General features: G+C 70.1%; 27 protein-coding genes. 15 read left to right on the top strand and 12 right to left on the bottom strand.

Translation table 11 applies throughout. The annotated features are described in order from the left end of the window. Positions 1-48 precede the first annotated feature (48 nt). Positions 49-678: a uracil phosphoribosyltransferase gene (upp, locus tag ABD951_RS11260; RefSeq protein WP_345344720.1), complete on the bottom strand. Its 630-nt coding sequence runs from the start codon at positions 676-678 to the stop codon at positions 49-51. A 152-nt stretch (positions 679-830) separates the two neighbouring features. Here upp and ABD951_RS11255 point away from each other — a divergent pair, with 152 nt between their 5' ends. Genes ABD951_RS11255 through ABD951_RS11235 form a run of 5 tightly spaced genes read left to right on the top strand, consistent with a single transcriptional unit; the run spans position 831 to position 4,335 of the window. Next, a complete protein-coding gene (locus tag ABD951_RS11255; RefSeq protein ID WP_345344718.1) occupies positions 831-1,154 on the top strand; it encodes a type VII secretion target in 324 nt (107 codons plus the stop codon). Further along, entirely contained in the window at positions 1,151-2,299 is a 1,149-nt protein-coding gene (locus tag ABD951_RS11250) for a C40 family peptidase (protein ID WP_345344716.1), read from the top strand. Before ABD951_RS11255 ends, ABD951_RS11250 begins: the two co-directional genes overlap by 4 nt. Next, on the top strand, positions 2,296-2,760 hold the full coding sequence (locus ABD951_RS11245; RefSeq protein WP_345344714.1) for a hypothetical protein: 465 nt from the start codon (positions 2,296-2,298) through the stop codon (positions 2,758-2,760). The genes ABD951_RS11250 and ABD951_RS11245 overlap by 4 nt, the downstream gene beginning before the upstream one ends. Further along, positions 2,757-3,053 (top strand): YbaB/EbfC family nucleoid-associated protein, encoded by a 297-nt coding sequence (locus tag ABD951_RS11240; RefSeq protein ID WP_345344712.1) that lies wholly within the window; start codon positions 2,757-2,759, stop codon positions 3,051-3,053. Before ABD951_RS11245 ends, ABD951_RS11240 begins: the two co-directional genes overlap by 4 nt. Before the next feature lie 10 nt (positions 3,054-3,063). After that, positions 3,064-4,335, top strand: coding sequence for a primosomal protein (locus ABD951_RS11235; protein ID WP_345344710.1), 1,272 nt, complete (start codon positions 3,064-3,066; stop codon positions 4,333-4,335). A 24-nt stretch (positions 4,336-4,359) separates the two neighbouring features. Here ABD951_RS11235 and ABD951_RS11230 read toward each other — a convergent pair whose 3' ends face one another. The 3 genes from ABD951_RS11230 to ABD951_RS11220 form a co-directional block, all read right to left on the bottom strand. Beyond that, positions 4,360-5,472, bottom strand: coding sequence for an adenosine deaminase (locus tag ABD951_RS11230; RefSeq protein ID WP_345344708.1), 1,113 nt, complete (start codon positions 5,470-5,472; stop codon positions 4,360-4,362). 205 nt (positions 5,473-5,677) lie between these two features. Further along, complete coding sequence (locus tag ABD951_RS11225; protein ID WP_345344706.1) at positions 5,678-6,973, bottom strand: thymidine phosphorylase; 1,296 nt, start codon at positions 6,971-6,973, stop codon at positions 5,678-5,680. Continuing rightward, positions 6,970-7,395, bottom strand: coding sequence for a cytidine deaminase (locus ABD951_RS11220; RefSeq protein ID WP_345344704.1), 426 nt, complete (start codon positions 7,393-7,395; stop codon positions 6,970-6,972). The genes ABD951_RS11225 and ABD951_RS11220 overlap by 4 nt, the downstream gene beginning before the upstream one ends. 269 nt (positions 7,396-7,664) lie before the next feature. Between ABD951_RS11220 and sdhC the strand changes: the two genes are divergently transcribed. The 9 genes from sdhC to ABD951_RS11175 all read left to right on the top strand — a co-directional run bounded on the left by sdhC (position 7,665) and on the right by ABD951_RS11175 (position 16,472). After that, on the top strand, positions 7,665-8,069 hold the full coding sequence (sdhC, locus tag ABD951_RS11215; RefSeq protein ID WP_345344702.1) for a succinate dehydrogenase, cytochrome b556 subunit: 405 nt from the start codon (positions 7,665-7,667) through the stop codon (positions 8,067-8,069). A 1-nt stretch (position 8,070) separates the two neighbouring features. Continuing rightward, entirely contained in the window at positions 8,071-8,517 is a 447-nt protein-coding gene (locus ABD951_RS11210; protein ID WP_345344700.1) for a succinate dehydrogenase hydrophobic membrane anchor subunit, read from the top strand. 5 nt (positions 8,518-8,522) lie between these two features. Then, positions 8,523-10,274 (top strand): succinate dehydrogenase flavoprotein subunit, encoded by a 1,752-nt coding sequence (gene sdhA / locus ABD951_RS11205; protein ID WP_345344698.1) that lies wholly within the window; start codon positions 8,523-8,525, stop codon positions 10,272-10,274. Next, entirely contained in the window at positions 10,274-11,047 is a 774-nt protein-coding gene (locus ABD951_RS11200) for a succinate dehydrogenase iron-sulfur subunit (RefSeq protein ID WP_345344696.1), read from the top strand. Before sdhA ends, ABD951_RS11200 begins: the two co-directional genes overlap by 1 nt. 219 nt (positions 11,048-11,266) lie before the next feature. Continuing rightward, a complete protein-coding gene (locus ABD951_RS11195) occupies positions 11,267-11,686 on the top strand; it encodes a helix-turn-helix domain-containing protein (protein ID WP_345344694.1) in 420 nt (139 codons plus the stop codon). A 5-nt stretch (positions 11,687-11,691) separates the two neighbouring features. Next, positions 11,692-13,638: a hypothetical protein gene (locus ABD951_RS11190; protein WP_345344692.1), complete on the top strand. Its 1,947-nt coding sequence runs from the start codon at positions 11,692-11,694 to the stop codon at positions 13,636-13,638. Further along, entirely contained in the window at positions 13,638-14,153 is a 516-nt protein-coding gene (locus tag ABD951_RS11185) for a M48 family metalloprotease (protein ID WP_345344690.1), read from the top strand. Before ABD951_RS11190 ends, ABD951_RS11185 begins: the two co-directional genes overlap by 1 nt. Then, positions 14,150-15,133 (top strand): hypothetical protein, encoded by a 984-nt coding sequence (locus tag ABD951_RS11180; RefSeq protein ID WP_345344688.1) that lies wholly within the window; start codon positions 14,150-14,152, stop codon positions 15,131-15,133. Before ABD951_RS11185 ends, ABD951_RS11180 begins: the two co-directional genes overlap by 4 nt. Positions 15,134-15,167: 34 nt before the next feature. Then, complete coding sequence (locus tag ABD951_RS11175) at positions 15,168-16,472, top strand: D-alanyl-D-alanine carboxypeptidase family protein (protein WP_345344686.1); 1,305 nt, start codon at positions 15,168-15,170, stop codon at positions 16,470-16,472. A 9-nt stretch (positions 16,473-16,481) separates the two neighbouring features. Here the strand turns inward: ABD951_RS11175 and yhjD are convergent, their stop codons facing one another. The 8 genes from yhjD to ABD951_RS11135 form a co-directional block, all read right to left on the bottom strand. Continuing rightward, the gene (gene yhjD / locus ABD951_RS11170) at positions 16,482-17,510 is read right to left on the bottom strand and encodes an inner membrane protein YhjD (RefSeq protein WP_425569827.1); all 1,029 of its coding nucleotides are present in this window, start codon (positions 17,508-17,510) and stop codon (positions 16,482-16,484) included. A 38-nt stretch (positions 17,511-17,548) separates the two neighbouring features. Beyond that, the gene (gene trpS / locus ABD951_RS11165; protein ID WP_345344684.1) at positions 17,549-18,583 is read right to left on the bottom strand and encodes a tryptophan--tRNA ligase; all 1,035 of its coding nucleotides are present in this window, start codon (positions 18,581-18,583) and stop codon (positions 17,549-17,551) included. 59 nt (positions 18,584-18,642) lie between these two features. Further along, positions 18,643-19,101, bottom strand: a complete 459-nt coding sequence (locus ABD951_RS11160) for a barstar family protein (RefSeq protein ID WP_345344682.1) — start codon at positions 19,099-19,101, stop codon at positions 18,643-18,645. Further along, positions 19,101-19,637 carry a guanyl-specific ribonuclease gene (locus tag ABD951_RS11155; RefSeq protein WP_345344680.1) on the bottom strand — a complete coding sequence of 179 codons (537 nt, stop codon included), beginning with the start codon at positions 19,635-19,637 and terminating at the stop codon, positions 19,101-19,103. Before ABD951_RS11155 ends, ABD951_RS11160 begins: the two co-directional genes overlap by 1 nt. Beyond that, positions 19,634-20,437 carry an exodeoxyribonuclease III gene (locus ABD951_RS11150; RefSeq protein WP_345344678.1) on the bottom strand — a complete coding sequence of 268 codons (804 nt, stop codon included), beginning with the start codon at positions 20,435-20,437 and terminating at the stop codon, positions 19,634-19,636. Before ABD951_RS11150 ends, ABD951_RS11155 begins: the two co-directional genes overlap by 4 nt. 54 nt (positions 20,438-20,491) lie before the next feature. After that, complete coding sequence (locus tag ABD951_RS11145) at positions 20,492-22,123, bottom strand: AMP-dependent synthetase/ligase (RefSeq protein WP_345344676.1); 1,632 nt, start codon at positions 22,121-22,123, stop codon at positions 20,492-20,494. Positions 22,124-22,186: 63 nt separating this feature from the next. Continuing rightward, positions 22,187-23,698, bottom strand: coding sequence for a flavin-containing monooxygenase (locus ABD951_RS11140; protein ID WP_345344674.1), 1,512 nt, complete (start codon positions 23,696-23,698; stop codon positions 22,187-22,189). A 62-nt stretch (positions 23,699-23,760) separates the two neighbouring features. Further along, positions 23,761-24,534, bottom strand: a complete 774-nt coding sequence (locus ABD951_RS11135) for an SDR family NAD(P)-dependent oxidoreductase (RefSeq protein ID WP_345344673.1) — start codon at positions 24,532-24,534, stop codon at positions 23,761-23,763. 222 nt (positions 24,535-24,756) lie between these two features. Between ABD951_RS11135 and ABD951_RS11130 the strand changes: the two genes are divergently transcribed. Next, on the top strand, positions 24,757-25,647 hold the full coding sequence (locus tag ABD951_RS11130) for a crotonase/enoyl-CoA hydratase family protein (RefSeq protein WP_345344671.1): 891 nt from the start codon (positions 24,757-24,759) through the stop codon (positions 25,645-25,647). Positions 25,648-25,673 lie beyond the last annotated feature (26 nt).

Here is a 25,673-nt window from a genome sequence, read left to right as displayed (position 1 = left end):
CCCGGCCCAGGCCACGTCCCCTGAATCGGGCCGCCGCCGGGGCGTGCCCTAGATATTGCGGGGTCCGAACTGGCGGTCGCCCGCGTCGCCGAGACCGGGGACGATGTACGCGTCCTCGTTCAGCCCCTCGTCGATGCCGGCCGTGACGAGCCGCACGGGCAGCTTCGAATTCTCCAGTGCCGCAACACCCTCCGGCGCGGCGACCACACACACCGCGGTGACGTCGGTGGCGCCGCGCTCGGCGAGCAGTTCGATCGTGTGCACCATCGAACCGCCGGTCGCGAGCATCGGGTCCAGGACGTAGACCGGAATCCCCGCGAGATCGGCGGGCAGCGACTCGAGATAGGGCACCGGCTCGAACGTGTGCTCGTCGCGGGCCATGCCGACGAACCCGACCTGCGACTGCGGGATCAGCGAGCTGGCCTGCTCGACCATGCCGAGCCCGGCGCGGAGCACCGGCACCAGGAGCGGCGGGTTCGCGAGCCGGACCCCCCGGGCCGGCGCGACGGGCGTGGTGATGTCGAACTCCTCGACCTCGGCGTCGCGGATCGCCTCGTAGATCAGCATGTGGGTCAGTTCGCGCAGGGCGGCCCGGAACGCCGGGTTGCTGCTGCGCCGATCGCGCATCGTGGTCAACAGGGCTGCGGCCAGCGGGTGTGCCACCACGTGCGTGTCCATACGCCACAGGATAGGCACTCACCCGGCCCCGGACAGCGCGACCCGAGGGCGGTCCCGGGCAGCCGGTTCGGCGGATCGTGCGGAACCGCACCGCCGGCGGCTGCGTCCAATTCTCGTGACGGGGACGGAATCGAGACGGGGGGAATCGGGCGATGACCGAGTTTTCGGCGGTGACCGACGGAATCCGGGGGTTCGGCACCACGGCCGTGACGACGGCCGCGGGGGTACGGGAGGCCGCGGCCGGCGCGGCCGTGGCGGGTCCGGGACTGCTCACACCGGTGTTCGGGCTGATCGGCGGCGACTTCCTGGCGGCGTTCGCCGCCGCCCACGGTTCGCACACCGCCGCGTTGGCGAACCTCGCCGACACCCTGGACAGCATGGGCGCTGCCGCGGCCGCCTCGGCCACCGCCTACGCGGAGACGGACCACGGCGTCTCGGCCGGGCTCGACGCCGCCGGATCGGGGGCCCGGCCGTGATCGGTGTCGACGTGCTCACCCGCCCGCTGACCGACCTGCTCGACACGTTCGGAACCGGCATGATGCCCACCGACGGTCCGCCGCAGGCCCTCGAGATCGCCTCCGCCGCACTCGATTCCGCATACGCCATCGGCAAGCTCGGGCTCGCCGAACTCGGGTCCGTGTGGTCGGGCGCGGCCGCGGACGCCGCGGCGGCGAAAGCGGAGCAGGCCCAGGAACGGCAGGTCCGGCTCTCCGAGCGCGGCACCGAGATCGCGGCGGTCCTCACCGAGGCATCCGACGCGGTCCGGGCGGGCCTGGCCGAACTGGAGGCGATCGTCCAGTCGTTCGTGTCCACCGCCGTGGCGGCCGGTCCGGCGCTGGCCACTCCGACCGGGCAGCTCATGATCGTCGCGTCCGCGATCGACCATCTGTCCCGCGGCCTGGCGGTGGTGGCGCGCGTGCGCGCCGAACTCGGCGCGCACACCACCGCGATGGTCGAACTCACCGCACCCGACCCGGCCCTCGCCCCGGCCGATCCGGGGGCCGCGCAGGCCGCGCTCCGCCCGACCGCGTCCACGGCGGCGACACCGATGACGGGGCTGCAGCAGCGCGGCGACGCGTTCAGCGGGTTCGCCCGCGGCGTCGCGGACGGCGCGTCGCCGCCGGCCGGGGTTTCGGACGCGGTGGGCGCCCTCTACTCGGGAGCGGCCTCCCCCGCGCCGGCGATACCCCGGGGCGGCGGGAGTTCGGACGGCTGGGGGTCCAGCGGCGGGGTCGAGGTGTTTCTCCCGGACGGCAGCACCGCCATGGCGCCGAACCAGGTGGCCGCGGATGCGGTCCGCAACGCGCTCAGCCAACAGGGCGTCCCGTACTCGTGGGGTGGCACGACACCCGGCCAGGGTCTGGACTGCTCGGGTCTGACGCAGTGGGCGTACGGCGAGGCCGGGGTGCCGCTGCCCCGGCTCGCGCAGGAGCAGTCGGTCGGTGTCCCGGTCGACCCGTCCGACCTGAAACCCGGGGACCTCGCCGTGTGGGACGGTCACGTCGCGATGGTGATCGGCAACGGGCAGATGGTCGAAGCCGGGGACCCGGTCCAGGTCAGCGCGGTCCGCACCGACAACATCGGCATGTCCTTCCGCGGCTTCTACCGGCCGACCGCGTGAACGCGCCGCAGCCCGGACCGGGCCCGGCCGACGATCCGGATCGCTTCGGTCCGGGCATCCCGCTCGCGGCGGTGCTCGGTGCATCCGACGACGAACCGGCGCCCGTTCCCGCCCCGGCCGCCTCCGCGGTACCGGAGCCGCCCGATGTCGCGACCGCGACCGCGGCGAACCGCACCGACACCGTGGCCGTCACCGCGACCGACCGGGGCCTGCCGGTGGACGTGCACGTCGATCCGCGCGAATTGCGGTACGGCGGAAGGCACCTGGCCGAGGCGATCCTCGAGATGTGTCTGGTCGCGACCGCCGAGGCGCGGGCGCGGCGACGCGAGGATCTCGCGGCGGCGGGCGTCGACGCCGACCTGCTCGACACCCTCCTGCCGACCGGTGACGCGCTCGCCCACGCCCGGGCGGACCGCGCGTCCGCCGCGCCGGCGCCGGTGACCTGGATGAGGCCGGTGTGAGCGCGATCGACGAGGTGGTGGCGCGGGCGACCGCGGGACTGGCCTCGCTCGAGCAGACCCTCGGCGAACTGTCCGCGCTGCGGGGTCGCGCGACCGATCCGTCGGGGCTGGTGACCGTCGAGGTCGACGAGCAGGGCGGCCTGATCGACCTCCGGATCCCCGAGTCGCTGCGGGACGTCGACGCCCGTGAGCTGGGCCGGGCGGTGGTCGCGACCGCCGCCCGGGCGGCCGCGACGGTCGCCGAACGCCGCGATCGGATCCTGGCATCGCTTCACGACCGGTTGAACGATTAGGCTTCGCGCCATGGCAGGAGACATCGTCCCGATCCAGCTCGGTCTGACCGACGGAGACCTCATCACCCTGTGGGCTCCCCGGTGGCGCGAGGGGGACGACGAGTGGGAGGCGTTCCTCGGCCACGACGACGACCTGTACGGCTTCGGCTCGGCCGCCGAGCTCGCCGCGTTCGTGCGCGCGAACACCGACCACGACCTCGTCGAGCATCCGTCGTGGAAGATCGTCGCCGCGTTGGCCGCGGCCGAGTTCGAGCCCGACGACGCCCACGTCTACGACCTGGTCGGCGTGCCCGAACTCGTCGCCGGCGATCCCGACGCCGACACGCTCGGCGAGCTCGAGGACACCTTCGAGATGGCTCGTTCGATCGGCGAGGTCTGCGAGTTGGACGTCGTCACACGCTACTTCGGGTCGCACCCGGTGCTCTCCGCCGTCGCGGCCGGTCCGAACGCGTTCGTCGGACGCGAGGGCGCCGAGCGGTGGGATCAGATCGGCGCCGCGGTCGCCGCGGGCTGGGACGACGTGATCGACGCGATCGACGCGGTCGTCGCCGGCCCGGCCGTGGACGCGGCCGCGGTCGAGGAGGCCGAGGCGGAAATCGTTGCGGCCGAGGAGAACGTCGTCGACGCCGACGACGCCGCGGACGAGGGTGACGACGAGAGCGACGACCTCGAGTTCATGACGCTCGACCTCGACGACCACGAGGTCGATCAGGTCGCAGCGGCCGCCGCGGAGGAGACGTTCTGGACGTCGGTGGGGATCGACCCGGTCAAGATCATCACCTCGTCCGCCACCTACTTCACGCTGCGCTGCTACCTCGACGACGAGCCGGTGTTCCTCGGCGCGTCCGGCAAGATCCTGGTGTTCACCTCCGAACGCGCGCTGGCCCGCTACCTCGCCGACAACCACGACCACGATCTCGCCCACGTCAGCACCTACTCCGAGGTGCAGGCCGCGGCCGTCGACGGCGCCCTCGAGATCGAGGTCACCGACGAGAACGTCTACGTGCTCCCCGGGCTGGCCGACGACCTCGCGGCCGGACCGGGCTCGGTCGACGCCGACCAGCTCGACCTCGCGGTCGAACTGTTCACCGACGCGGCCGCGTACGCCGGCGACGACTCCACCGACCAGGCCCTCGCGCCGTCGACGCCCCTCGGCTGGTACGTCTCGTACACGCTCAACCCGGACCCGACGCGGATGGCGCCGAGCGCCCCGTACACCGACGAGTCCGAGTCGTGGCGGGCACTCGAGCACGAGTTCGAGTCGCGCCTGCGGGCGGAGTGACCGAGCCCGTCGCCCGCCCCGGCGTCAGCCGGCCAGCAGCGCGTACCCGGGCTTGACGACCTCCTCGATCACCCGCAGCCGGTCGGGGAACGGGATGAACGCGGACTTCATCGCGTTGATCGTGAACCGTTCCAGGTCGCTCCAGCCGTAGTCGAACGTGGACGCGAGTTTGACCATCTCCTCGCTCATGCTGGTCGCGCTCATCAGCCGGTTGTCGGTGTTGACGGTGACCCGGAAACGCAGCCGGGCGAGCAGGTCGAACGGGTGCCGTTCGAGGCTGGGGACCGCACCGGTCTGCACGTTCGAGCTCGGGCACAGTTCCAGCGGAATCCGCTTGTCCCGCACATAGTTCGCGAGACGCCCGAGCCGCGCGCGGCCGTCGTCGTCGACGCTGATGTCGTCGGTGATCCGCACGCCGTGACCGAGCCGATCGGCGCCACAGAACGCGATCGCCTCGTGGATCGACGGCAACCCGAACGCCTCGCCGGCGTGAATCGTGAAGTGCGCGTTGTTGGCCCGCATGTGCTCGAACGCGTCGAGGTGCCGGCTCGGTGGGTGCCCGGCCTCGGCCCCGGCGATGTCGAAGCCGACGACCCCGCGGTCCCGGAACCGGACGGCCAGTTCGGCGATCTCCCGGGACCGTGCCGCATGCCGCATCGCGGTGAGCAGGCAGCCGATCCGGATGTCGTGGCCGGCGTCGCGGGCCTGCGCGGTGCCGTCCTCGAACCCGAGCAGCGTGTGGTGCACCACCTCGTCGAGGGTCAGGCCACGCTCGAGGTGCTGTTCCGGGGCGAACCGGATCTCGGCGTACACGACACCGTCCGCGGCGAGGTCGGCGACGCACTCGCGGGCCACCCGCTGCAGCCCCTCGGGGGTCTGCATCACCGCGACGGTGTGCGCGAACGTCTGCAGGTACCGCTCGAGGGAGCCGCTGCCCGCCGCCTCCGCGAACCACCCGGCGAGCGTGTCGGCGTCGTCGGCGGGCAACCCGTCGTACCCGCAGTGGTGGGCGAGTTCGAGGACGGTGGCGGGGCGGAGTCCGCCGTCGAGGTGGTCGTGCAGGAGGGCCTTCGGCGCGGTCCGCACCGTCGGCAGGTCCAGTGGAGCGGGTCCGGGTGGCGGCGGTGGAGTGCTCATGCGCTGACGCTAGTTCCTCGCACCCGAAGTCCGTCGACGACGTGCCGAGGGTTCCGGTCGATGCGTCGAGGTGCCGCATGCGTCCGGCGCACTCGCGAGGGCCTCGGGCGTGGGGCGTGAGCACCGGGGCACGTCCACGACCCCCGTCCGGATGCACCCGACGATCCGGCGGCGGGGACGTCGGTCCCGAGGTCGGGGGCATCCCTCACACCCGGACCAGCCCGATGCGGTCGATCACGAGCGGCTCGTCGGGCGGCGTGTCGCCGATCGCCCAGGCCCCGTCGAGCGCGGCCCGGGCGCCGGCGAACCGGTGCGGGGTGTCGGTGTGCAGTGTCAGCAGCGGCCGGCCGGCCGCGACGACGTCGCCGGGCCGCGCGTGCCACTGCACCCCGGCACCGGCCTGCACGGCCTGGCCCTGCCGCTCCCGGCCCGCCCCGAGGCGCCACGCCGCGACCCCGACCGCCATCGCGTCCAGCCGGGTCAGGATCCCGGACTCGGTCGCGTACAACACTTCTCGTTCGCGGGCGACGGGCAGGGGCGCGTCCGGGTCGCCGCCCTGCGCGGCCAGCATCGCCCGCCAGCGGTCCATCGCCCGCCCGTCGCGCAGCACGTCGGCCGGGTCCACGGCGTCCAGCCCGACCGCGCCGAGCATCTCCCGGGCGAGGGTCAGGGTCAGGTCCACGACGTCGGCCGGTCCCCCACCGGCGAGGACCTCGACCGCTTCGGCGACCTCGAGGGCGTTGCCCGCGCTGAGACCGAGCGGGGTGTCCATCGCCGTGAGCAGTGCGACCGTGTGCATCCCGGCGTCGTGACCGAGTTCGACCATCGCCGTGGCCAATTCGCGGGCGTCGGACAGCGACTTCATGAACGCGCCGGAACCGACCTTCACGTCGAGGACGAGGGCCTGTGAGCCCTCCGCGATCTTCTTGCTCATGATCGAGCTGGCGATCAGCGGGATCGACTCGACGGTGCCGGTGACGTCACGCAGCGCGTACAACTTGCGGTCCGCGGGGGCCAGGTCCGCGCCGGCCGCGCACACCACCGCCCCGACCCCCGGATCGGCGAGGATGGCCATCATCTCGTCCGCGGCGACGTCGGCGCGCCAGCCGCGGACGGATTTGAGCTTGTCCAGCGTGCCGCCGGTGTGGCCGAGCCCCCGCCCCGACAGCTGCGGCACCGCGGCGCCGCAGGCCGCGACCAGTGGCGCCAGCGGCAGGGTGATCTTGTCGCCGACCCCGCCGGTCGAGTGCTTGTCGACGGTCGGGCGGGGCAGTCCGCCGAGGTCCATCCGGCGGCCGGACGCGATCATCGCGCGGGTCCAGGCCGCGGTCTCGCCCCGGGTGAGCCCGCGGAAGACGATCGCCATCGCGAGCGCCGACATCTGTTCGGCGGCGACGTCACCGCGGGTGTACGCGTCGACCACCCACTCGATCTGCGAGTCGGTGAGCTCACGGCCGTCCCGTTTCGCGGTGAGCACCGAGACCGCGTCGAACGGGCTCACCGGGCCGCACCGTCGCCCGACGCGATCCGCACCCGCTCGAGGTCGTCGGGGCCGAAAGCCGCAGGCAGCAGCGTCGACAGCGGCACCGGACCACCGACGGTGTCGATCGCGAGATCGGGTCCGCCGTGCTCGAGGAGCAGCTGTCGGCACCGGCCGCAGGGCGTGAGAACCGCGCCGCTGCCGTCCCGGCAGCTGAACGCCACCAGGCGCCCTCCACCGGTCGCGTGTAAGTTACCGACCAGTCCGCATTCGGCGCACAGGCTCAGTCCGTATGAGACATTTTCCACATTGCATCCGACGACGATTCGCCCATCGTCCACCAGCGCAGCGGCGCCGACCGGGTAGCGGGAGTAGGGCGCATACGCACCGCCGCGAACACGATCCGCCTTGTCCCGCAACATTTTCCAATCAACATCTGCCACGGTTTCCCATCCTGGCACGGCGCCCCCCCGGGTGCACGACACGACACGACCCCGCTCCCGCTCCATTGGACAGGCAAACCTAAGACGCCTCGACGGCGCTCGTACGAACCGCTTACCGAATTAGTTCCCGCATTCGGGGAGGATTACAGTGCAGTGAGTCGGTTCAGGTTCTCGTCGCGCCATAGGCTGAAAACTCCAGGGTGGTCCCCAGAAACAGCCGAACTCCCGGTGCGACGCGTCCACCAAAGACGTTGGAGGCACAGCACTCGATGAGTAGCACGACTGAAGCCGCTCCGGCACAGGAGCGCACGCGGTCGCTATACCGGGGCGACCCCGGAATGTGGTCTTGGGTTCTACACCGGATCACCGGCGTCGCGACATTCTTCTTTCTCTTCGTTCACGTTCTCGACACCGCTCTCGTGCGGGTCAACGCGGACACCTACGACCGGGTCATCGAGACCTACAAGAACCCCGTCGTGGGTCTCATGGAGCTCGCCCTGGTCGCGATGGTTCTCTACCACGCACTCAACGGCGTTCGCGTGATGCTCGTCGACTTCTGGTCGAAGGGCCCGCAGTTCCAGCGCCCGATGCTGTGGATCATTCTCGCGATCTGGTTCGTCGTGATGATTCCGGGCGCAGGACGCATCTTCTACAACATGTTTGCGGGGCACTGAGATGAGCGCTGAAGCGAAGACCCTGGCGACGTCGTACGACCGCCCGGCCAGCCTGGACAACCCGCGGTCGCCGCGGCGCCAGGCCAAGAACAACTTCGAGCTCTACGCATGGTTGTTCATGCGCCTCTCCGGCCTCGCGCTGATCATCCTGGTGCTCGGCCACCTCTTCATCATGCTGATGGTCGACGAGGGCGTGCACCGGATCGACTGGGCGTTCGTCGCCGGTCGCTGGTCCAGCCCGTTCTGGCAGTTCTGGGACCTGTCGATGCTCTGGCTCGCCCAGCTGCACGGCGGTAACGGCCTGCGCACCGTGATCGCGGACTACTCGCGCAAGGACTCGACGCGCTTCTGGCTGAACACGATCCTCGCGGTGTCGATGATCCTGATCATGGGCCTCGGCACGTACGTCATCTTCACTTTCGACCCGACCTTCGTCCCGGGGAGCTAATCTTCATGCTGGAACATCGTTACGACGTGGTCATCGTCGGCGCCGGCGGCGCCGGCATGCGCGCGGCCATCGAGTCCGGGCCGCGCACCCGCACCGCGGTCCTGACCAAGCTCTACCCCACCCGCTCCCACACCGGTGCCGCCCAGGGCGGCATGTGCGCCGCGCTGGCGAACGTCGAAGAGGACAACTGGGAGTGGCACACCTTCGACACCGTCAAGGGTGGCGACTACCTGGCCGACCAGGACGCCGTCGAGATCATGGCCAAGGAGGCCATCGACGCGGTGCTCGACCTGGAGAAGATGGGTCTGCCCTTCAACCGCACCCCCGAGGGCAAGATCGACCAGCGTCGTTTCGGTGGCCACACCCGCGACCACGGCAAGGCCCCGGTCCGCCGGGCCTGCTACGCCGCGGACCGCACCGGCCACATGATCCTGCAGACGCTCTACCAGAACTGCGTCAAGCACGACGTCGAGTTCTTCAACGAGTTCTACGCCCTCGACATCGCGCTCACCGAGACGGCGGAGGGCCCGGTCGCGACCGGTGTCATCGCCTACGAGCTCGCGACCGGCGAGATCCACGTCTTCCACGCGAAGTCGATCGTCTTCGCCACCGGCGGCTCGGGTCGCATGTACAAGACGACGTCCAACGCCCACACCCTCACCGGTGACGGCATGGGCATCATCTTCCGCAAGGGCCTGCCGCTGGAGGACATGGAGTTCCACCAGTTCCACCCGACGGGACTCGCGGGCCTGGGCATCCTGATCTCCGAGGCCGTCCGCGGCGAGGGCGGCATCCTCCGCAACGCCGACGGCGAGCGGTTCATGGAGCGTTACGCCCCGACCATCAAGGACCTCGCGCCCCGCGACATCGTCGCGCGCTCGATGGTGCTCGAGGTGCTCGAGGGTCGCGGTGCCGGTCCGAACAAGGACTACGTCTACATCGACGTCACCCACCTCGGCGAGGACGTGCTCGAGGAGAAGCTCCCCGACATCACCGAGTTCGCGCGCACCTACCTCGGCGTCGACCCGGTCACCGAACTGGTGCCGGTGTACCCGACCTGCCACTACGTGATGGGCGGCATCCCCACCAAGATCAACGGTGAGGTGCTGCGCAACAACGAGGACCACGTGCCCGGCCTGTACGCCGCCGGCGAGTGCGCGTGCGTCTCGGTCCACGGTGCGAACCGCCTCGGCACCAACTCGCTGCTCGACATCAACGTGTTCGGCCGGCGCGCCGGTATCGCCGCCGCGGAGCACGCGCTGGCGACGGACTTCGTGCCGCTGCCGGACGAGCCCGCGAAGATGGTCGAGGAGTGGCTGGCCGTCATCCTCTCTGAGCACGGTCACGAGCGGGTCGCCGACATCCGGCGCGACCTGCAGCAGTCGATGGACAACAACGCGTCGGTGTTCCGCACCGAGGACACGTTGACGCAGGCGCTGAAGGACATCCACGCCCTCAAGGAGCGCTACAACCACATCACCGTGCAGGACAAGGGCAAGCGCTACAACAGCGACCTGCTCGAGGCCGTCGAGCTCGGCTTCCTGCTGGAGATGGCGGAGGTCACCGTCGTCGGCGCGCTCAACCGCAAGGAGTCGCGCGGTGGCCACGCCCGCGAGGACTACCCGGATCGCAACGACGCCGAGTACATGAAGCACACGATGGCGTACAAGGTCGGCAAGGACCTGATCTCCGAGATCCGTCTGGACTACAAGCCGGTTGTCCAGACCCGCTACGAGCCGATGGAGCGTAAGTACTGATGTCCGCACCCGCTGTAGACAAGGACGCCACCGCGCTGCCGCCCGTGCCCGAGGGCGCGACGATGGTCACGCTCAAGATCGCTCGCTTCAACCCCGAGGACGGCGAGGGTCAGCGCTGGGAGAGCTTCCAGGTTCCGGCGTTGCCGTCGGACCGCATGCTGAACCTGCTGCTGTACGTGAAGGGCTACCTGGACGGCACGCTGACGTTCCGTCGCTCCTGCGCGCACGGCGTGTGCGGCTCGGACGCCATGCGGATCAACGGCGTCAACCGCCTGGCCTGCAAGATCCTGATGAAGGACCTGCTGCCCAAGGACGGCAAGTCGGTCACCATCACCGTCGAGCCGATCAAGGGCCTGCCGGTGGAGAAGGACCTCGTCGTCGACATGGAGCCGTTCTTCGACGCGTTCCGTGCCGTCAAGCCGTTCCTGATCACCTCGGGCAACGAGCCGACCCGCGAGCGCATCCAGTCGCAGGCCGACCGCGCGCGCTTCGACGACACCACCAAGTGCATCCTGTGCGCGTGCTGCACCACGTCGTGCCCGGTGTACTGGAGCGACGGCAGCTACTTCGGCCCGGCCGCGATCGTGAACGCCCACCGCTTCATCTTCGACAGCCGTGACGAGGGTGCCTCCGAGCGCCTCGACATCCTGAACGACAAGGATGGTGTGTGGCGCTGCCGCACCACCTTCAACTGCACCGACGCGTGCCCCCGTGGCATCCAGGTGACGAAGGCCATCCAGGAGGTCAAGCGGGCTCTGCTCTTCGCCCGCTGACCGCGGACGAGAGCTCGCTGTATCCGGCAACAGCTACAAAGGCGCGGACCCGCCCGGGTCCGCGCCTTTGCGTGCATTCTCCCCAGGTCAGATGCAGATACTTGCATTTCGTCGCAAGAATCTCCCACTCGGTTGGCTACCCATCCGTTACCATGGCCGGGCAGAGGGGGCGAGACCCTGGTTTCAGGGTCACACACGAAGGGATCGGGACCTACGTCAATGGAGTCAGATTTCGCATCTCGACTGAACAAGCTGTTCGAGTCGGTACATCCACCGGGGCGGAAGCCTCATACGAACACCGAGGTCGCCGAGGCGCTCAATGCCGCCGGCCATCGCATTTCCAAGCCGTACATTTCGCAGCTCCGCAACGGGCAGCGCACCAACCCGTCGCCGGAAACGGTTGCGGCACTTGCCCAGTTCTTCAAGGTCAAGTCCGACTACTTCTTCGACGACATCTACGCGTCGCGCATCGACCACGACCTCGAGCTGCTCGCGCAGCTCCGCGGGTACGGGCTGCGACGGCTGTCCGCGCGCGCCTTCGACCTGTCCACCGAATCACAGGAACTACTCACCGCGATGGCCGAAAAGCTTCGGCGCAGTGAGGGATTGCCGGCGACCCCGCCGGACTCCACCGAGTAGAAGGCGTGCGCACCACTTTCACACCGACAAGGCGCTGGCGGGTCCTGACCGCCAGCGCCTTGCTGGGTTCGCTGCTGTTCATCCCCGCACTCGCCGCAGCCGCGAACGGTGACGGCAGATCCGAACCCGGAGTGGCGACTCAGGAACAGGGCAACGCCAACGCCAACGGTGGCGGGAACGGCAACGGCAACGGCAACGGCAACGGTGGCGGGAACGGCAACGGCAACGGTGGCGGGAACGGCAACGGCAACGGTGGCGGGAACGGCAACGGCAACGGCAACGGTGGCGGTTGGTGCGACCACGAGCACCACGGAGACAACTGCGGCAACGGCGGCGGACCGAAGCCCACGACGACCAAGCCCAGCACCACCACCAAGCCGACCACCACCAGGCCCACGACCACTGCGGTCGAACCCACCACGACGGTCAAACCCACCACCACTACCGTCAAACCCACCACCACAACCGTCGAGCCCACGACAACCACCGTGGAGCCCACCACCACCGTGGAGCCCACGACCACGACAGTCGAGCCGACCACCACCGTCGAGCCCACCACGACCACCGTCGAGCCGACCACCACGGTCGAACCCACGACGACGACGATCGAACCCACGACCACGACAGTCGAGCCCACCACCACCGCGGTCGAGCCCACGACCACGACAGTCGAGCCCACCACCACCGCGGTCGAGCCCACGACCACGACAGTCGAGCCGACCACCACGGTCGAGCCCACCACGACCACCGTCGAGCCGACCACCACGGTCGAGCCGACCACCACCGTCGAGCCCACGACAACCCCCGTCGAGCCGACCACCACCACGGTCGAGCCCACGACCACGACAGTCGAGCCGACCACCCCCGTCGAGCCCACCACCACGGTCGAACCCACCACGACCACCGTGGAGCCGACGACAACCACCGTCGAGCCGACCACCACCACGGTCGAACCCACGACCACGACAGTCGAGCCGACCACCCCCGTCGAGCCCACCACCACCGTCGAACCCACCACGACCACCGTCGAGCCCACCACCACCGTCGAACCCACCACGACCACCGTCGAGCCGACCACCACGGTCGAGCCCACGACGACCGTCGAGCCGACCACCACCACGGTCGAGCCCACGACCACGACAGTCGAGCCGACCACCCCCGTCGAGCCCACCACCACGGTCGAACCCACCACGACCACCGTGGAGCCGACGACAACCACCGTCGAGCCGACCACCACCACGGTCGAACCCACGACCACGACGGTCGAGCCGACCACCCCCGTCGAGCCGACCACCACCGTCGAGCCCACCACGACCACCGTGGAGCCGACCACCACGGTCGAGCCGACAACAACGGCCGAGGCGACCACAACGGCCGAACCCACGACGACAGCGCCCGAGCCGACCACGACGACACCGACGACCGGGTCCGTGGTGGTCGCCGGCCCGGGCGATCCGCCCGACCGGCCCGGTCCCGGCGATGCGGAGCAGCCGGCGCCGCAGGGCCCTCAGCCCGACGGCGGTGCGCCGGCCGCGCAACCGGGCGCGCCCGCGCCGCAGGTGGACGATCCACCGGGCAACGCCGCACCGGCGGGCGACAATGCCGGTCCGGGGAATCCGCCCGCCGACCGCGCCGACCCCAATGTTCCTGCGGGTCAACGTGACCGGCTTCCCGCACGGGACATCGCCGGCCACGAGACGCTGATCGCGCGTGGGGCGCCCGATCCGGGTGCCGCTGCGACCGCCGCCGACCACGGAGCGCAGTCCACCACCCGCGACGTCGCACTGGCAGCCGATTCGCGCCCGGGAGGTGACCTCGGGGCCGCGGCCGCCGGAGTGACCACGGTCCTGTTCGCCGCCGGAGCGACGGGCTTCATGAGTTTCCGTGGCGCTCGTGCCACCCGCACGCGACTGAATCTGGCGCGCGCCGAGTTCCTGGATCCGAGGCCGTGATGGGTGCATCCGACAGCGGCTCGCGGCCGGTCCGCAATCATCGGCGGGTGCTGGCCGCCGTCGACGCGGTCCTCGACATGGCCGCGCAGTCGCATGCCGTGACCGTCGAGGACATCGTCCAGGCGCTGGCGAAGACGCGGCGGCGGCGGATCGAGGTCGAGTTCGAGGACCTGGGGCCGGGTGTGTGGGGCCAGCGCCGGGAGTTCCCGGATCACGACCTGATCGTGATCGCGCGTAGCCTGCCGAGTGTGACCAGGACACTCGCCCACGAGATCGGGCACATCGTCTTCCGCCACCCCGGTGCCGCGGTCACGGAGACGACACTGGCCGCCGACGACGACCTGATCGCGTACATGCTCAGTCAGCGGTCCGCGAGTTCCTCCGACCTGACCAGCGAGGCGCTGCAGGAATGGGAGGCCGAGGCGTTCGCGGTCCGCCTGCTCCAACGTCTCGGTCAGTTCGAGCGGGGCGACAACTGGCGCCCCCTCCTCTGCTATGACGAGGCGCTCGGTTGATCACCTGGATCGTGGCACTGCTGTGCTCGACCGCGGTCGGCGCCCGAATCGGACGCCTGACCGTGCGCCCGCCGTCGCTGGCGCGGGTGTCGATCGCAGTGGCCGCGATCGCGTTGACCACGGCCGCGACGGTGCGCACGACCACCGTCACGGCGGTGCTCGACGGGTACGGCGACACCCTGACTGCGACGGCGTTCGAGCTGTGCCTGATCGCGTTCGCGGCCACGACGTCACTGATCGCGGCCGCGTCGCTGACCGTCCTCAGTGCCCGACCCCAGTGGCCGGCTGCGGCCACCGCGGCGATCGCAGCGCTGGTGGTGGGCGTGGTCGAGCTGTGGGTGGGCCACAGCGCTCTCACGAACGCCTACCTGGTCGTGACGACGGTGTTCGCGGTCTGGGTGGGGGCCAGGTACCTCGGTTGGAACCCGCTCGGTCGCGCGATCGGTCTGTACTGCGCCGGCATCGCCGTGATCAGCGGTGTCTGCGCCGTCATCCTCGTCACCGACCCCGGCACGCACCTCGATCCGGCGAACGGCTGGTGGACGCCGGCGATCGTTCTCGTCAGCGGGGGCTGCTCGTCCGTGATGATCGAGGAATGGGTGCGCGCCCAGCGCGACCTGCGCCGCACCCGCGGTCTGTGGATCGCTCTGACCACCGCGCATCCCGAAGTCGTCGACACCGACTATCGGTCGGCGACCGCGACCCTGACGGCCTCCGACCGGGTGTCGCAGATCCTCGACGGTCTGTACCTGCACGCCGGCGCCGGACTGTTCGGCCCGGGCGAGACTCCGCCGCCGGCGGACCTCGCCGAGCGGGCCGAGGCGGTGGCCCACTGGCTGCACCGCACCGCGGTCGCGGTGGAGCCGATCGACCCGAGCTGGCTCGGCACCCCCGACGACGTCACCGATCGGCAGTGGATTCTGGCCGTGTGTGCGGCGTACAACCGGCCGCGGCGGCGCGCCGCGTCCACCGTCGCGTAGACCTCCGCGCAAGGTGCGTTACCCTGCCTCTTCGATGACTGTGTTCGGGACCGCCCACCGCTGCGCGATCGCCGTCGCTGCGATCGGGCTGATCGGTGCGCCCGTGGCCGCGCAGCCGCTCGGAGGCGATCCGCCGCCCCCGCCGGTGACGAGCCCACCGTTCGCGACACCGAACACCGATTCCTGCCCCCATCGCGATGTCCCGCCGCCGGCGATCGACCTGTCCGAGGTGCCCGCCCCGGGGCAGCAGGCGCCGGCGCCGGTGCCGGTGCCTGCCGATCCGGTCGGCGGCGGCGACCTGGGCCGCTGCGGAGTGATCACCGCGCCGGGTACTCCCCCGCTTCCCGCCGACATCGCGGCGACCTCGTGGGTGCTGTCCGACCTCGACACCGGCGCGGTGCTCGCGGCGAAGGACCCGCACGGCCGGTACCGGCCCGCGAGCACCATCAAGATGCTGCTGGCGATCGTCGCGCTGAACGAACTGGATCTCGACACGACGGTGGTGGCGACCGCGGACGACGCGAACGCCGAGGGCAGCGCCGTCGGCCTCGGCAAGGGCGGCCGGTACACGAACCGGCAACTTCTGCAGGGGCTGGTGATGGCGTCGGGCAACGACGCCGCGCACGCCCTCGCCGCCCAGCTCGGTGGCGACGAGGCGGCGGTTCGCAAGATGAACCAACTTGCCCACCGTCTCGGCGCACTCGACACCCGTACCGCCACACCCTCCGGCCTGGATGGGCCCGGAATGTCCAGTTCCGCTTACGATCTCGCGCTGATCTACCGGGAAGCCATGCGCAACAAGACCTTTGCCGAACTGATCCACACCGAGACGGTGCAGTTCCCCGGATTTCCCAGGAACCCGGACGATCCGGAGGACAAGGACCACCCCGACTTCACCCTGTCCAACGACAACCGGCTGCTCTACAACTACGACGGCGCGCTCGGCGGCAAGACCGGCTACACCGACGACGCCCGGCAGACCTTCGTCGGCGGCGCCGAGCGTGGTGGCCGCCGTCTCGCGGTGACCCTGATGGCCGGGGACGTGCTCCCGATCCGGCCGTGGGAACAGGCGGCCAGACTGCTCGACCACGGCTTCGCACTGCCGGCGGGGACGTCGGTCGGCGAGCTGGTGGATCCGGGCACGCAGGGCGACGCGGCGACGGCGATCACCCTCGCCCGGCCGCCGGCCGGCTCACCCACTCCGGATGCCGTGACAGCCGCCGTCCCGCCGGCGGGCTCGTCCGACGTGTCCCGGGCCGTCATCGCCGCGGTCGGCGCCGCATTGACGGCGCTGCTGGTCGCGGCGGCCGCGGTCGTCCAGCGACGGCAGCGCCGCTGAACCCTCGGCTCAGCCGCGATCGTGCCGACGCCGGATCAGCCCGCTCACCCCGATCGCCGCGAGCGCGCCGGCGCCGACCAGCGCCAGCGCCTCCGCGACCGTCGGACTCGTCGGCGGCGCGGCGGCAACCTCGATGACCGCCGGCTCCGGTGGCGGCACGAACACCCGCGCCTCGTTCTCCCTGGCCGTGGCCGCCCATGCCGTCGCGAACAGCACGAGTCGGGCGGTGAAGTAGACGAACACCAGCAGGCCGATGATCGGCCCGAACGTCAAGCCCGCGGGCCCACCCATCACCTTCTGCAGGTAGATCACTCCGATCCGCTTGAACAGCTCGAACCCGAGCGCCGCGATCAGCGCGGCCTGGACGGCGCTGCGCAGCGTGACCGCTTCCCGGGGCAGCCGGGCGATCACCCAGATCAGCAGGGCCCAGGTCACGACGATCGCGAGCAGGGACAGCGCGACCCGGATCACGGTCCGAACCCCGTCCTGATCGTCGACGCCGAGGGACTCGAGGACGGTCCGGATGATCCCGCCCTGCGCGAGCACCGAGATCGCGATCGTGGCCAGCACCGCGAGGAAGAGGCCGACCAGTTTGGACAGGTCGCGCAGTTTCGTCGTGACGAACCCCCTCGCCGGGTGCTGCTGCGCCCACATCGCGGTCAGCGCCTCGCGGACGTTCGCCATCCAGCCCAGGCCGGAGTACGCCGCGACGACGAGACCGAACACGCCGACGGTGGCGCGCGCGGCGACCGCGGAGTCGATCAACTGGTTGATCTGGGTCCCCACGTCACCGGGCATCGCCTTGGTGATCGCGTCGTGGATCGAGTCGAGGATCTCCGGGTTCTCCACCAGCACGAAACCGCCGATCGCGAACGCCACCATCAGCATCGGGAACAACGCGAACACGCTGAAGTACGTGATCCCGGCCGCGAAGTAGTCGCCCTTCTGCTGCTGGTACCGGTCGCCCGCGCGAACGACGTGGTCGAGCCACGGCCAGGCCGCGCGCCGGCGTTCGAGCATCCCCTTGACGTCCGGCACCGGCGCTCACCCCTCCTCGCTGTCCCCGCCCGTCGCGTTCACCCGTGCTGGGGAAGGAATCCCACCTTGTCATAGACGGCCGCGAGCACCCGGGACGACACCTCGCGGGCCCGCGCGGCACCCGCGTCGAGGATCCGGTCGAGCTCGGCCGGGTCGGCGAGGAATTCGTCGACCTTCGCGCGCAGCGGTGTCACGAACTCGACGAGCACCTCCGCGGTGTCCGCCTTGAGGTCGCCGTACCCCTTTCCCGCGTAGCCCTTTTCGAGGTCCTCGACACTCGTGCCGGACAGCGCGGACTGGATGGTGAGCAGATTGGAGACGCCGGGCTTGTTCTCCCGGTCGAAGCGGATCTCGCGCTCGTTGTCGGTGACCGCGGACTTGATCTTCTTCGCCGACACCTTCGGGTCGTCGAGCAGGTTGATCAGCCCGGCCTCCGTCGCCGCCGACTTGCTCATCTTCGAGGTCGGGTCCTGCAGGTCGTAGATCTTGGAGGTGCCCTTGATCATCTGCGCCTCGGGTACGACGAACGTCTTGCCGAATCGGGTGTTGAAGCGCTGCGCGAGGTCCCGGGCCATCTCCAGGTGCTGACGCTGGTCCTCGCCGACCGGCACCCGCTGCGGCCGGTAGAGCAGGATGTCGGCGGCCATCAGCACCGGGTAGGTGAACAGCCCGACCGTCGCGGCCTCGGCGCCCTGCTTGGCGGACTTGTCCTTGAACTGCGTCATGCGGCTGGCCTCGCCGAAGCCGGTGATGCAGTTGAGGACCCACGCCAGCTGTGCGTGCTCGGGCACCTGACTCTGGACGAACAGCGTCGAACGCTCCGGGTCGATGCCGAGGGCCAGCAGCTGCGCCGCCGCGATCTTGGTGCGCTTGCGCAGTTCCTTCGGTTCCTGCGGCACGGTGATCGCGTGCAGGTCGGGAATGAAGTAGAAGGCGTCGAAGTCGTCCTGCAACGGCACCCACTGGGCCAGCGCGCCGAGGTAGTTGCCGAGGTGGAACGAGTCGGCGGTCGGCTGGATGCCGGAGAGTACCCGCGGCCGGGCGGTGGGGGCGGACGATTCGGAACTCGACATGGCCTCGATCCTTTCATGCCCAGTCGCCGCAACGATCCCCACCCTGAGCGCGGTCCGCGTCAGGGGTCCAGGCGCGTCACCGCGGCACCCGCCTCGGTCCAGCGGCGTGCCAGGGCGGCCGCGTCGAGCCGCTCGGACTGGGCCACCACCGGGATCCCCGCGTCCGCCAGCGCCGACAACAACCAGGGCAGCTGCCCGGATTCGGCGGCCAGCACCGCGTCGGCGTCGCGCACGATCAGAATCAGGTGCGGGGCGTCGCCGAGCCAGTCCCGCCAGTCGCGCAGGCACTCGTCGAAGGCGTCCTTGTTCGCACCGAAGTAGTACGGGAACTGCAGGGCGGCGGCGAACTCGTCGAACACGGCTGCGACCGTCGGCATCTTCGCGCCCCGCACGATGCGTACGAGGTGCCCGTTCTCGGTCATCGCGTACGCCGCGTTGTCGGCGCCCCGCGGCGATCCGGCCAGGACGGCCACCCCCGCACCGGAGTCGGCGGTGGCGAACTGCTGCAGTGTCGTCATCAGCGCATCCTCACGAACGACTGGTAGTGGTCACCGGTGTACCAGGCGCTGGTGTCGCTGCCGGTCACGATCCGCTCCGCGTCGCGGGTTTCGCCGCGCCGTTTCGGGTTCACGTCCCATTCGCGGTAGTCGATCCGCGCTCCGGCGACGTCGGTGCGGGGCAACGTGCCCTCCCGGTTGCGCCAGGTGTCCCCGCCCTTGGTGCCGGGTGCGTTCGCCGACCCCGGCCAGCGTCCCGAGTCGATCTCGGCCAGCGTCGCCCATGCCGCGGCGGACACCGGCACGGGGACCACGCTGCGCGGGCCCATGGTCTGGGGCGGGGCGGCGGTCCGGTCGACGGCGGCGGTCCGGGGCGGTGTGGATGCGTCCGGTGTGGTCGAGGCGAGGGACGTCCGCGTGGGGGCGGTCGACGCGGCGACGGTCGTGTCCGGCCCGCTGCCGCCGTCGCGATCCGCGAACAGGACGCCCGCGACCGCGAGAAGGACGACGACGAGCACGCCGAGCACGACGCGCGCCCGCGTCCCGAGCGCCGTCATCGGTACTGCACCGTCACCGGGGCGTGGTCCGACCACCGCTGGTCGTAGGTCGCGGCACGCTCGACGACGGCCTCCTTGGCCCGCTCGGCCAGGCCGGGGGTGGCGACCTGGTAGTCGATCCGCCACCCGGAGTCGTTGTCGAACGCCTTGCCTCGGTACGACCACCAGCTGTACGGGCCGGGCAGGTCGGGGTGCAGTCCGCGCACCACGTCCACCCAACCGTGTTCCCCGAACACCGACCCCATCCAGGCCCGCTCGTGCGGCAGGAAGCCGGAGTTCTTGACGTTGCCCTTGTGGTTCTTCAGGTCCAGTTCGGTGTGTGCGATGTTCCAGTCACCGCAGACCACGGCGTCGCGACCGCCGGCCGCGGCGGCCGCCGCGGTCCGGGCCAGGTGCGCGCCGAAGGAGTCGAGGAAGCGTTCCTTCTCGTCCTGCCGCTCGGTGCCGACCTCCCCCGACGGCAGGTACAGGCTCGCGACGGTCAGCTCGCCGAAATCGGCCTCGAGGTAGCGGCCGGCGTCGGCGAACTCGTCGTCGCCGTGACCGACCCGCACCGCGTCCGCGGGCCGACGCGAGAGCAGCGCGACACCGTTGCGGCCCTTCACGGCCGACTCGGCGGTGACGACGGACCAGCCTGCGTCCAGCGCGGGCGCGAGGGTGCCGTGCAGCTGCTTGTCGTCGGCACGGGTCTCCTGCAGGCAGACCACGTCGGCGTCGGTGGCCGTGAGCCACTCGAGCAGACCCTTCTTCGCGGCGGCGCGGACGCCGTTGACGTTGACGGTCGTGATGATGTGGGGCACGCCGAGAACCGTAGCCGAGACCGTCGACGCCAGTTCTCGTGCGCGCACTCACACCTACGCGGACTCGTACAGCTCCTCGATGGCTGCGGCGTACATGTCGTGGACCACCCGGCGCTTGACCTTCAGGCTCGCCGTGAGTTCACCGCTGTCCGCAGTCCACTCCGACGTGAGCAGGGTGTAGCGCTTGACCTGTTCCACCCGGGCGAGGTCCTCGTTCGCGAGCGCGACGGCGCGGTCGATCTCCGCGATCACATCGGGATGCGTGGCGAGCTCGTCGAGGGACTCGAATTCGATGCCCCGCGCGCTCGCCCACCCGCTCGCCGCCACCGGGTCGAGAACGACCAGCGCGACGACGTACGGCCGGCGGTCACCGTAGGCCAACGCCTGCCCGACGAGGGGGTGTTTGATCAGCAGTGCCTCCACCGCGGCCGGTGCGATGTTCTTCCCACCGGCGGTGATGATCAGGTCCTTCTTCCGATCGACGATGTACAGGTGCCCGTCGTCGTCGATCCGCCCGACGTCACCCGAGTGCATCCACCCGTCGTCGTCGGTGACCGGGACCACGGATCCGTCCCCCTGCAGGTACCCGATCGACACGATCGGGCCGCGCACCAGGACCTCGCCGTCGTCGAGGAGCTTGATCTCGGTGCCGGGGATCGGGAACCCGACCGATCCGACGCGGAAATCCTCCGTGCTGGTCGAGGTGACCACCCCGGTCGCCTCGGTCATCCCCCACGCCTCGACGATCGAGACCCCCAGCGACCTGAAGTACTCCTGCACGTCCACCGGCAGCGGCGCGGCCGCGCTGCACGCCCACTGAACCTGGTCGAGCCCGACGTCCGCGGCCGACGCACCCGGCCGGGCCCGCAACGCGGCCGCGAGCTTCTCCCAGATCCTGGGGACACCGAAGAAACTGGTCGGACGGGTCCGGACGAGAACCTCCACCAGCCGACCGGGATCCGGGCAGAACGTCACCCAGCCGGCCTTGTGGATGACCATGTAGACGGACACCATGCGCTCCGCGATGTGGGCGAGGGGCAGGTAGCAGATGCTGCGGAAATGTGCGGGCGCCGGCGACGCCGCGTCCCGGGCCTCCGCGTTGGCGATCACGTTGCGATGCGTCAGCAGCACCCCCTTGGGCTCGCCCGTCGTCCCGGAGGTGTAGATCAACGTGACGGGATCGTCCGCCGTGATCTGCCGCCACCCGGCCTCGAACGCGGCCAGGTCCACCTCGTCGGTCACCACGTCCGACCACCGGACGACACGCTCGTCGTCGGCGACACCCGCGGCGGGATCGAGTACGACCACCCGCTCGAGATCGGGCAGCGCGTCGAGCACCGGAAGCCAGCGCGCGACCTCGTCGGCCCCCTCGAGCACGGCCACCCGGGCCCGGCTGTGCCTGGCCACGTAGGCGACCTGCGAGGAGGGCATGGTGCCGTACACCGTGGCAGGCAGCGCGCCCAGATGCGCGACCGCCTGATCCGTCAGCCAGTGCTCCGGCCGGCTGGACATCATGATCGCGACACGATCACCCGTCCCCACGCCCAGCCGCGACAGTCCGAGCGCGATCCGGGCGATGCTCAACCGGGTCTCCCGCCAGGTGAGGGTCTCTCCGTCGTGGGTGAGCGCGGGCTTGTCGGGGAATTCTTCGGCGTTGCGGTGGATCAGTTCGGGGATCGTCGTCATCGCAGGGCCTTTCGGGATTGGGTGAGGGGTTCGGCAGGATTCGGAACGAGTTCGCGGCGCGGGTCAGGCGGCGGTGACGGACGACTGCGCACGGGTGACGGCGGTGCGGCGCAGATAGTCGGAACGCCGCACGACGCGGGTGCGGAGCCAGTACGACAGCGTCGATCTGGGCCACAGCAGCGTGTTGCGCCCGGTGACGGGGTCCTGGTACCAGCTCGTGCAGCCACCGGCCTGCCACACGGTCGAGGAGAGGCGTCCCTGCAGGAACCGGTTGAAGCGGTCCTGGGCGTCACCCTTGACCTCGAGGACACCGTCGCGACCCGCGTACCGCAGGCACCCGATCAGATATCTGACCTGGGCCTCGATCATGAAGACCTGTGAGTTGTGTCCGAGGCCCGTGTTCGGGCCGCACAGCAGGAAGAGGTTCGGGAAACCCGCGACCGTGGTACCGAGATACGCCTCCGGTCCCGAGGCCCACCGGGATCCGAGGGCCACGCCGTCGCGCCCGCGGATCGGCACCCGCGTCAGGCTGTTCTGCGCGTCGAAGCCGGTGCCGAAGATGAGGACGTCCGCACCGTACTCGGCTCCGTCGGCGGCGACCACGGACCGCGCCCGGACCTCCTCGACGCCGGCGGTGACGACGTCGACGTGCGGCTTGACCAGGGCCGGGTAGTAGTCACTGGAGATGAGCAGGCGCTTGCAGCCGATCTCGTAGTCCGGCGTGAGCTTCGCCCTCAACTCGGGATCGCGGACCTGCTTCCGCAGATGGTCCGAGGCCATGGCCTTCGTGGGCCCCATCTTCGAGGTGTCCGAGACGAATCCCCGGGCCCGCTTCTCGTGGATCCAGAACAGCCGCGCGCGCCGGTACCACCGCTTGATCGGGTTGCGCCGCATCTGTTCCCGCTCCCCCTCGGGGAACGCGCGATTGAACTTCGGGACGATCCACGGGGCGGTCCGCTGGAAGAGCGCGAGCGTGGCGGTCCGGTCGACGATGGCGGGGACGAACTGGATCGCGCTCGCACCGGTGCCGACGACGGCCACCCGCTTGCCGTCCAGGTCGACCGAATGATCCCAGTGCGCGGAATGGAACACCGGGCCGTCGAAGTTCTCGATGCCGGGCAGGTCGGGGTAGGAGGCATGGTGCAGAATTCCCATCGCGGACACCAGGAATCGCGCCCGGAAGACCGCGCCGTCCTCCGTGTCGACCGTCCAGGACGCGTCCTGCTCGTCCCAGGCCGCACCGGTGACCTTGGTTCCGAAGCGGATTCGCTCGGTGATCCTCAGTTCCGCACTGGTGTCCCGGAGGTACTGCAGGATCTCCTGCTGCGGCGCGAACAGATGGCGCCAATCGGGGTTCTGCCGGAACGAGAACGAGTAGAGCGGCGACGGGATGTCGCAGGCGCACCCGGGGTAGGTGTTCTCCCGCCACGTCCCGCCGACGTCGTCGCCCTGCTCGAGGATCAGGTAGTCGAGACCACCGACGCGGGAGATCATCGCGGCCGCCGCGAGACCGGAGAACCCGGCACCGAGGACGAGCACGTCCGTCCGTGTCGAATCCTGCTGAGTGTTGGTCATGGTTGTTCCTGTTCAGATGGTGATCGTCGGCCGCACCCGACCGCCGGGGTGGAGCCGGGACATCAGCGGTAGAGGCCTTCGGTGTTGATCCCCGCGCCCCCGTCGACCCGCAGCGACTGGCCGGTGATCGCGCCGGCTCCGGGCGACATCAGGAACAGGACGGTCGCCACGACCTCGTCCACCTCCACCAGACGCCTCATCGCGACGTTGCGCAGCACGCGACCACGGGTGGACTCGGGCATCGACAGCACCTTCGGGGTGGCCACCAGCCCGGGGACGACGGCATTGACGCGGATGCCCGAGTCGGCCCACTCCGCCGCCAGCGTGCGCACCAACCCGAGCACGCCCGCCTTGGCGGCCCCGTACGACACCTGACCGGGCAACCCGTCCAACGCCCCGGTCGAGGAGAACAACACCAGGTTCGCGCACCCGCTCTCGACCAGAGCGCCATGAGCGGCCTGAGCAGTCCAGAACTGGGACAACAGATTCGACTCGACATCCCGCCGGAACACACCCGGAGAGAACGACGAGGCGCGATGCACCGACGCCACACTCGCCGCGGCGCCGATCAGACAGTCCAACCCACCGAGGCGAGACACCGCCCCGTCGACCGCCGCCGCAGCAGCCGTCTCGTCGGCGAGGTCGGCCTCGACGAGCGGGATCGCCCCGAGTCCGTCCGGCAGCACCGTGCCCGGACGGTCGACTCCGACGACGTCGCACCCGTGTCCGGCCAGGGCGGCGATCAACGCGACACCGATCCCGCCGGCCGCGCCGGTGACGACGACCCTGGTTCCCGGCCTCGGGGCCGTGAGCGGACCGACTGGTGACAACTCCATGGCGGCCAACCGCCTCTCTGCGCATCAGTTGAATGGATAGTGTTAGAACACAAGACAATTGGGTCGATCGCTTGATCGACCGCCGGATCGCGCCTCAAGTTACCCACGTCACACACGTCCGTCAATGGGTCCGATCGGCGGCCGACCGAGACGCTCGATCGGGGTGGACAACCGGACGAAACGAAAGCTAAAGTGAATTCACTTTACCAAGGAAGGTGGAAGATGTACCAGACCCTGATCTACTCCGTCGCAGGTCCCGTCGCCACGATCACGTTCAACCGTCCGGACCGGCTGAACACGATCGTTCCGCCGATGCCCGACGACTTCCAGGACGCCATGACCAGGGCCACCCGCGATCCCGAGGTCAAGGTGATCGTCGTCCGCGGTGCCGGCCGATCATTCTGTGCCGGATACGATTTCGGCGGCGGGTTCCAGCACTGGGGCGACCAGATGAACACCGACGGCAAGTGGGACGCAGGCAAGGACTTCGTCATGGCGACCGCGCCCTCGGAGGCCCCGACCCAGAAGTTCATGAGCATGTGGCGCAGCCCCAAGCCGGTGATCGCCCAGATCCACGGCTGGTGCCTCGGCGGCGGAAGCGAGATGGCGCTGGGCGCCGATTTCGTGATCGCCTCCGAGGACGCGCGGATCGGCACCCCCTACGCGCGCATGTGGGGATGCCACCTCTCCGGCATGTGGATCTACCGCCTCGGGCTGACGAAGGCCAAGGAGTATGCTCTGACCGGCAAACCCGTCTCCGGCGCCCAGGCCGCGGAGATCGGACTCATCAACAAGGCGGTGCCGTTTGCGGAGCTCGAGGACGAGGTCTCCCGACTGGCCCAGCAGCTGTCCAGCATCCCGGTCTCCCAGCTGTCCGCGATGAAGCTCATCGTCAACCAGGCGTACGAGAACATGGGACTGGCCAGCACGCAGATGCTCGGTCCGATCCTCGACGGACTGATGCGCAACACTCCCGAAGCGCTGGAGTTCATCGAACTGGCTGAGCAGCAGGGCGTTTCCGCGATGGTGAAGGTGCGGGACGAGCCGTTCGGGGACTACAGCACCGCACCCAAGGAAGAGCAGCCGGACCCGAACAATGTCATCATCCCCTGACAGATCCCCCCACGCGCTGACGGCCC

This window comes from Rhodococcus olei, assembly GCF_039540555.1.
GTDB classification, from domain to species: Bacteria; Actinomycetota; Actinomycetes; order Mycobacteriales; family Mycobacteriaceae; genus Rhodococcus_G; species Rhodococcus_G olei.
Note: the sequence above shows the minus strand (reverse complement) of the source record. Positions and strands in the feature narration are given on the sequence as shown.

What these genes read in the sequence shown, in the direction of transcription:
- upp (WP_345344720.1), bottom strand. Translation starts at nt 678, where the DNA reads ATGGACACGCACGTGGTGGCACACCCGCTGGCCGCAGCCCTGTTGACC.
- ABD951_RS11255 (WP_345344718.1), top strand. Translation starts at nt 831, where the DNA reads ATGACCGAGTTTTCGGCGGTGACCGACGGAATCCGGGGGTTCGGCACC.
- ABD951_RS11235 (WP_345344710.1), top strand. Translation starts at nt 3,064, where the DNA reads ATGGCAGGAGACATCGTCCCGATCCAGCTCGGTCTGACCGACGGAGAC.
- ABD951_RS11230 (WP_345344708.1), bottom strand. Translation starts at nt 5,472, where the DNA reads ATGAGCACTCCACCGCCGCCACCCGGACCCGCTCCACTGGACCTGCCG.
- sdhC (WP_345344702.1), top strand. Translation starts at nt 7,665, where the DNA reads ATGAGTAGCACGACTGAAGCCGCTCCGGCACAGGAGCGCACGCGGTCG.
- ABD951_RS11210 (WP_345344700.1), top strand. Translation starts at nt 8,071, where the DNA reads ATGAGCGCTGAAGCGAAGACCCTGGCGACGTCGTACGACCGCCCGGCC.
- sdhA (WP_345344698.1), top strand. Translation starts at nt 8,523, where the DNA reads ATGCTGGAACATCGTTACGACGTGGTCATCGTCGGCGCCGGCGGCGCC.
- ABD951_RS11200 (WP_345344696.1), top strand. Translation starts at nt 10,274, where the DNA reads ATGTCCGCACCCGCTGTAGACAAGGACGCCACCGCGCTGCCGCCCGTG.
- ABD951_RS11195 (WP_345344694.1), top strand. Translation starts at nt 11,267, where the DNA reads ATGGAGTCAGATTTCGCATCTCGACTGAACAAGCTGTTCGAGTCGGTA.
- ABD951_RS11185 (WP_345344690.1), top strand. Translation starts at nt 13,638, where the DNA reads ATGGGTGCATCCGACAGCGGCTCGCGGCCGGTCCGCAATCATCGGCGG.
- ABD951_RS11175 (WP_345344686.1), top strand. Translation starts at nt 15,168, where the DNA reads ATGACTGTGTTCGGGACCGCCCACCGCTGCGCGATCGCCGTCGCTGCG.
- trpS (WP_345344684.1), bottom strand. Translation starts at nt 18,583, where the DNA reads ATGTCGAGTTCCGAATCGTCCGCCCCCACCGCCCGGCCGCGGGTACTC.
- ABD951_RS11160 (WP_345344682.1), bottom strand. Translation starts at nt 19,101, where the DNA reads ATGACGACACTGCAGCAGTTCGCCACCGCCGACTCCGGTGCGGGGGTG.
- ABD951_RS11155 (WP_345344680.1), bottom strand. Translation starts at nt 19,637, where the DNA reads ATGACGGCGCTCGGGACGCGGGCGCGCGTCGTGCTCGGCGTGCTCGTC.
- ABD951_RS11145 (WP_345344676.1), bottom strand. Translation starts at nt 22,123, where the DNA reads ATGACGACGATCCCCGAACTGATCCACCGCAACGCCGAAGAATTCCCC.
- ABD951_RS11140 (WP_345344674.1), bottom strand. Translation starts at nt 23,698, where the DNA reads ATGACCAACACTCAGCAGGATTCGACACGGACGGACGTGCTCGTCCTC.
- ABD951_RS11135 (WP_345344673.1), bottom strand. Translation starts at nt 24,534, where the DNA reads ATGGAGTTGTCACCAGTCGGTCCGCTCACGGCCCCGAGGCCGGGAACC.
- ABD951_RS11130 (WP_345344671.1), top strand. Translation starts at nt 24,757, where the DNA reads ATGTACCAGACCCTGATCTACTCCGTCGCAGGTCCCGTCGCCACGATC.